The following is a 6,462-nucleotide window of genomic DNA, read 5'->3' as shown; positions in this document are numbered from 1 at the left end:
GCGGAATAACTAATATTTCAGGCACTCTATCTACAATCTTCCTGCCGAGAGGGTCATATACCCTGAGATTAACAACGAGAGATAGAGCCAATAATGTAGCGGCTGATAGTATATCGTTTATTATTACTACACCTATGCCCACCCCTGCAGAAATCCTGCAGAAGGTAGCGGAGAATTTTGGGAAGATTGAGGATATGAAAGGAACGATGACCTCCTGGGGTAATGTGGGAACTAAAACATTTCCTGAAGTTGAAGAAATATTTATGATGAAAAAGCCTGATAAGGTCAAGGTTATATCTCCTGCAAAAGAGGAGATAATTATTATCAACGGTGAATTGATGTATTATATAAATCCAACCTTTGGAACATTAACTATGCAGATAAATGAATATAGTAATATTAAACCATCTCAGTTGAATTTTTACTACTATTCAACTGAATTTCAAGAAAAACATGAAATTGAGATTAAAAATCATAATGATAATTTCTATATCCTTGAAGTTATACCTAAAGAACCTAACTGGAATTATGAGAAATTAATATTAGAAATTGATTATCAAAAAGGTATAGATATTAAGACCGAGTTTTATATTAAAGCAACTGAAACTGCTACCTTAGGTATGGAAATAGAGGTTAAAAAGTCTCAATTGATAGATGATATTTGGATTCCAACTGAAACTGTGAAAAAGGTATTTCTTGAAGAAGAAATTGTAGCCGAATCTAACATGCAACTGCATGATATTCAGATAAATACTGGGATAAAGGATGAGGAATTTATAATTCATTAAAATAAAAAAAATACGAGTAGGTTGATAAAATGAGGATTTTAATAATCAGTTCAATTTTAATTACTTTATTTTCATCAAGTGCCTATGCCTTCTGGCCATTTACTGTGCGGTCGGATATGGTGGGTTATTGTGCACCCTGCTGGGGTGAGAATAACAAGATTTACTTTATCAAGAAGGTAACTTTTGGTAGAGCAATTTCGGGGAAGACGGCACTTCACGCCATACTCTTTATGGGTGGGAGCTATTTTGCAGACCATACAGAAGTATATCTTTGCTCAATGAACTATGATGGCACAGATAAGAAAGAGATAGTAAAGATTGGTGATACAGACGATGATACCTACTGGCTGCCGATGTATTTAGATTATTGTCAGGTAAAGAACTTGCTTCTTTTATCTGGGGGGGCAATTCCAAGCGGTGGGACATCTCATGGGATATGGACTATTAAAACAGATGGAACAGGGTTAAAGAGGATTTTAGATGCAGGTATGCACGCCTCCTCGTCACCTGATGGAAAAAGGATAGTGTATCAATTACAGGAACCTGATAGTAATAGCTGGGATAATTTTTCTGAAACTATCTGGGTAATGAATGCAGATGGAACTAATAAACATAAAATTTCTTCAGATGGTACTAATCCCATCTGGTCGCCTAAAGATGACTTGATCGCCTTTACCTGTAAAGACTGGATTTGGGTGATGAAACCAGATGGGAGCGAGAGGAGGAGGGTGAAAGAAGGATCTTATTTTTTTGGATGGTTACCTGATGGGAAGGGAATCATTTCATCTGGAGGTTCTGAAACAGGATGGAGTATTTCTGACTTAAATGGAAATATTATAAGAAAACCTAAATGGGGAGGATATGTTTCATTAGATGGGAGGTCAATATTTACTCTTGATTTTACTGTATTTGATATTGACAGAAAGGTTGAAATAAAACCTTTAGCTGATATTAAACATTCAGAGCATTTTGTGTATAAAAAACCAAATAATATGTGGTAAAGGAGGTAAAAAGTCATGAGAAAATTTACTATTTGTATTTTAATAGGTCTGTGTTTGTTGAGTAGCAAAGTAAATGGAGAAGAACTAACTTGGGGTAGTTGTACTACCTATGCCCCAATGCCGGTACTATTTATTCACGGTATCAACGACAACTGTAAAACATGGGATACTGCTATTCCTGAGTTAGAGAGGTATTTTAGATATAGAGAATGGAAACCTAATAAAGAAGATCCAATTTCACCTTTTCACCCAACTCGTAAAGGAGTCACTTATTTCAAAGATGAGAAAACCCAATATGAATCCCCTGCCAAGCTCTACTTAGAGGTGTTTGATTATGGTGGGGAGGATAAGAAGGGGAGTTTTTATCATATTGGCTCGAATTATAGTACTCTTACTACCAAATTAAAGGAGATATTACAGTCTTATTACGGTGATAACTGGAAGGATGACCCGAATGCTAAGATTAATATTATTGCCTATTCACAAGGTGGACTGGTAGCAAGAGATTATATTCAAAAGAGGGTGGGAGAAGGCAAGGATCCTAAGGTTAAGCGATTGATTACTATTGGTACACCACATCTTGGTAGTAACTTAGCTGTTCCACCACGAATTATTGGTCTTCCAGCTAATCTGCCTATTCTTGGTAAACCTTATGAGGCACTTTTATTAAAACCAGCAGGGAAAATACTTGAAGTAGTAGGAATAGGCAATTTCATTAGTAATGCTAATATGCCAGCCTTAGTTGATTTATGTCCTAATAGTCAATTCATTAAAGAACTGAATGCTAATGTAGAACTTAGTACACGAATTGCCCGGATTAACATGGATATGAGAATTAAAAAGATTAACGCAGAGGACGCAAAGAATGCGCAGAGAACGCAAAGAAAAATTTGAGAGATGAAATATAAATTTTAATCTCTGCGAACTCTGCGTGATCTTTGTGTTCTCTGCGTTAAAAAAAGGAAGAAGATAAAATGAGTAAAAAGATAATGTTAGTAGGATTAGGGGTATGGTTGGTATTTATGTCTGCGTCTGCCTATGCCTTCTGGCCATTTACTGTGCGGTCGGATATGGTGGGTTATTGTGCACCCTGCTGGGGTGAGAATAACAAGATTTACTTTATCAAGAAGGTAACTTTTGGTAGAGCAATTTCGGGGAAGACGGCACTTCACGCCATACTCTTTATGGGTGGGAGCTATTTTGCAGACCATACAGAAGTATATCTTTGCTCAATGAACTATGATAGCACAGATAAGAAGGAAATAGTAAAGATTGGTGATACAGACGATGATACCTACTGGCTGCCGATGTATTTAGATTATTGTCAGGTAAAGAACTTGCTTCTTTTATCTGGGGGGTCAATTCCAAGCGGTGGGACATCTCATGGGATATGGACTATTAAAACAGATGGAACAGGGTTAAAGAGGATTTTAGATGCAGGTATGCACGCCTCCTCGTCACCTGATGGAAAAAGGATAGTGTACGAAGTAGTTGAACAAAAAGAAAAAAGGAACAAAGATGGCTGGTTAGAAGGATATGAGTTTTCTAATACTATCTGGGTAATGAATGCAGATGGAAGTAATAAAAAAATGATTTCTACAACGAAGATTCCAGAGAAACAAAGAGATGGTACAGTAGTATATAAATTTGATGACACTAACCCCATCTGGTCACCCAAAGGTGATTTGATTGCTTTTGTTTGCAAAGGCTGGATTTGGGTCATGAAACCGGATGGGAACGAGAGGAGGAGGGTGATTAGGGGACACCTTACAGATTGGTCATCAGATGGCAATATGTTACTTGGAAGTGTTCCTGGAGGTTCTGCTATTTTTGATTTAGAAGGTAATGTTGTTAAAAGATTAAAATACTGTGGTGAATGGTCCCCTGATGGAAAAACTATACTTGGATATCTGGGAACATATGATATTGAAAGTGGAATTGAAAAGAGCTTACTTGCTGATGTAAGAAAGAAGGATGAAAAGGAACATTTTGTATATAAAAGACCTAACAATATTTGGTAACGAGGAGGTAAAAAGTCATGAAAAAACTTATTATTTGTATGTTTGTAACATTATGTTTGTTGAGTAGTAAGGTTGGTGCAGAAGAACTTACATGGGGTAGTTGCACTACTTACGCACCTATGCCGGTACTATTTATTCACGGTATCAACGCTAATTGTAAAACATGGGATATTGCTATTCCTGAGTTAAAAAAGTATTTTGGATATAGAAAAGTAACCTCTGAGAATGTAGAGATTGCTCCAAAGAAACCTGATATGCCTGAAGATGGAGGTGTCACTTGGTTTCAATCTTCTGATGGCAAGTACGAATCCCCGGCCAGGCTCTATTTAGAGGCGTTTGATTATGGTGGGGAGGATAAGAAGGGGAGTTTTTATCATATTGGGTCGAATTATGGAACTCTTACTAAAAAAGTAGAAGAAGAAATTTTACCAGCATATTACGGTGATAACTGGAAGGATGACCCGAATGCTAAGATTAACATCATAGCTCATTCCCAGGGAGGATTGGTAGCAAGATACTATATTCAGCATGGAGGAGCAGATAATGTCAAACGGCTAATTACTATTGGTACACCACATCTTGGTAGTAACTTAGCTGTTCCACCACGAATTATTGGTCTTCCAGCTAATCTGCCTATTCTTGGTAAACTTTATGAGGCACTTTTATTAAAACCAGCAGGGAAAATACTTGAAGTAGTAGGAATAGGTAATTTCATTAGTAATGCTAATATGCCAGCATTAGTTGATTTATGTCCTAATAGTCAATTCCTTAAAGAACTAAATGCTAATGTAGATAAAGAAAAGGGAGTAGAGCATGTAGCGATAGTTTGCCTGGCTATTCCCTATTTAAGTGATTATGTAGTGAGTGGCTGGAGTCAAGCAGGTAAAGGTGTTTTAGATGACTTATTGATTAAAACCGATATCTTATGGGATGTAAATCATTTACAGGAAGGTAAGCAATGGAAGGCATTTTTAAAAGGAGCTGACGGTATACCAGACAAAGGTACAAAGACTTATGATACGCCGAAGGTTATACTTGCCACTTCTACCCTATTTTATAAAGGCTCGGCAGATAATTTTTATATTGCGGGTAAAATCTATGATTATCTCCCCGGCAGTTGCACGGTTACCATTGAATTAGATAAGAAACCGGGCAATTACGGTTATGATAAAGATGGAGATATAAAAAATAGAGCAGTTCTACCAATTAATATGATTACCGACACGCAAGAAGAGCCAAAGACTAAAAATCTACTTAATGCAGCATTTAATTTTTACCCACTTAACCCGTTATCTATTGGCAAACATACATTCAGGCTTACTGTAAAAAATCCAGAGACATTAACTGGTACGGCTACGACATGGGCTGAGGAAGACTGGATACCGTTTGAGATTGTGGAAAATCTCGTTGAAATACCGGTGCAGATGATGGTTGCCTCGACTGCGACATCAGTTCCTGGTGGCATTCAAGCCGCCTCATCGCTCTATTTCTGGGATAATCAGAATAATTACTGGGAGCGATGGATTAATTCTAATCTACGCGTGGATTCGGATAACATCATCCGCTATAATTGTGGCACCTCTAACCTCGATAACCCAAACCTTCGGCATCGCGTTTATCTGGAAAGTAGAATTTATCCACCGGCCTCGATGTATCCCAAAGCCTCCTGCGTTAATAAGAAGGAGATGCAGGCGATTACCTATACCTACGCCTCTCAACCCTTTGCCCTTTTACCCTTTACTAAAGAAGATGGCTCTGTGGTTTATCGCCCGGATGTAGATAAGAACGGCACAATTACCTATCCAGAAGACATGGTTACCTTTACGAATAACGAGGTTATCTTTACCCCAAAGAAAGATGCCTTACCCAATCTTAATTTTAGACCAATCATCCCGGGTAATCCGATGTATACTTACCCACTACACATAATTATCCCACCAGAATATCAAGGTGTTTCTTCCCATGAGCTGGATATTTATATTAATCAGGTTGGGGGATTGTATGGATTAGAATCAGTGCAAAAGGCCTATGATTATAGCCAGGCTTTATCCAATCAACAGGGTTTTAATCCGACCATAAATCTTGCCTGGGCGCAAAATGCAGATTTAACCAATGATGGAATTACTTGTTTTGGCAGTAACACGGCCGGTATCTATCGGCTATTGGTCAATGGAAATAGGGAGGATGAGTTTAATGAGGATAAAATCATACAGGCTTATGGTAATGCCTTATTAACTCATTACACCAATCGGCAGTATGGAGAGGGGTATTATAACTACAAGTTACCCATTGCCTCAATAACCTACACCATGAGTCCGGAGCAGGCGTTTGTAGATGGATTTTGTATGCGGTTTAGTGCGGCAGTGCGCGGTACACCAATAGTAGAATTACCCGTGATTGCCAAGGGGCTAAACTTTGATGTGTCAGCATCAACACATCGCGGAACAACATCTGCCCTGGGCATAGCTCAAGCATTATATCGAATACCAATGAAGAACATCTGGCAGGCATTAGAAACACCTGCAAGAATCATTCAACACTCAGGCTATACGATTCTTGATTTGCTTGATGAGTTAGATAGCCAGGGATATGATACCAGTTCAATCAGGGCTGAGTTTTTTGCAAGTACTCAGCTGCCTCCAGAAATAACCC

General features: G+C 38.2%; 5 protein-coding genes. All 5 read left to right on the top strand.

Going from position 1 to position 6,462, the window contains the following annotated elements:
- Positions 1-788: outer membrane lipoprotein-sorting protein (locus AB1414_13450; GenBank protein MEW6608427.1), on the top strand; the 788-nt coding region annotated here is incomplete at its 5' end.
- 29 nt (positions 789-817) lie between these two features.
- Positions 818-1,789: a hypothetical protein gene (locus AB1414_13445; GenBank protein ID MEW6608426.1), complete on the top strand. Its 972-nt coding sequence runs from the start codon at positions 818-820 to the stop codon at positions 1,787-1,789.
- A 15-nt stretch (positions 1,790-1,804) separates the two neighbouring features.
- Positions 1,805-2,683 (top strand): hypothetical protein, encoded by an 879-nt coding sequence (locus AB1414_13440; GenBank protein ID MEW6608425.1) that lies wholly within the window; start codon positions 1,805-1,807, stop codon positions 2,681-2,683.
- A gap of 80 nt (positions 2,684-2,763) precedes the next feature.
- Positions 2,764-3,810 carry a hypothetical protein gene (locus tag AB1414_13435; GenBank protein MEW6608424.1) on the top strand — a complete coding sequence of 349 codons (1,047 nt, stop codon included), beginning with the start codon at positions 2,764-2,766 and terminating at the stop codon, positions 3,808-3,810.
- Positions 3,811-3,827: 17 nt separating this feature from the next.
- Positions 3,828-6,462: hypothetical protein (locus tag AB1414_13430; GenBank protein ID MEW6608423.1), on the top strand; the 2,635-nt coding region annotated here is incomplete at its 3' end.

Source organism: bacterium (assembly GCA_040755795.1).
Taxonomy (GTDB): Bacteria; UBA9089; CG2-30-40-21; order CG2-30-40-21; family SBAY01; genus JBFLXS01.
The sequence above is the reverse complement of the archived record's forward strand: the minus strand, read 5'-3'. Positions and strand labels throughout refer to the sequence as shown.

What these genes read in the sequence shown, in the direction of transcription:
- AB1414_13445 (MEW6608426.1), top strand. Translation starts at nt 818, where the DNA reads ATGAGGATTTTAATAATCAGTTCAATTTTAATTACTTTATTTTCATCA.
- AB1414_13440 (MEW6608425.1), top strand. Translation starts at nt 1,805, where the DNA reads ATGAGAAAATTTACTATTTGTATTTTAATAGGTCTGTGTTTGTTGAGT.
- AB1414_13435 (MEW6608424.1), top strand. Translation starts at nt 2,764, where the DNA reads ATGAGTAAAAAGATAATGTTAGTAGGATTAGGGGTATGGTTGGTATTT.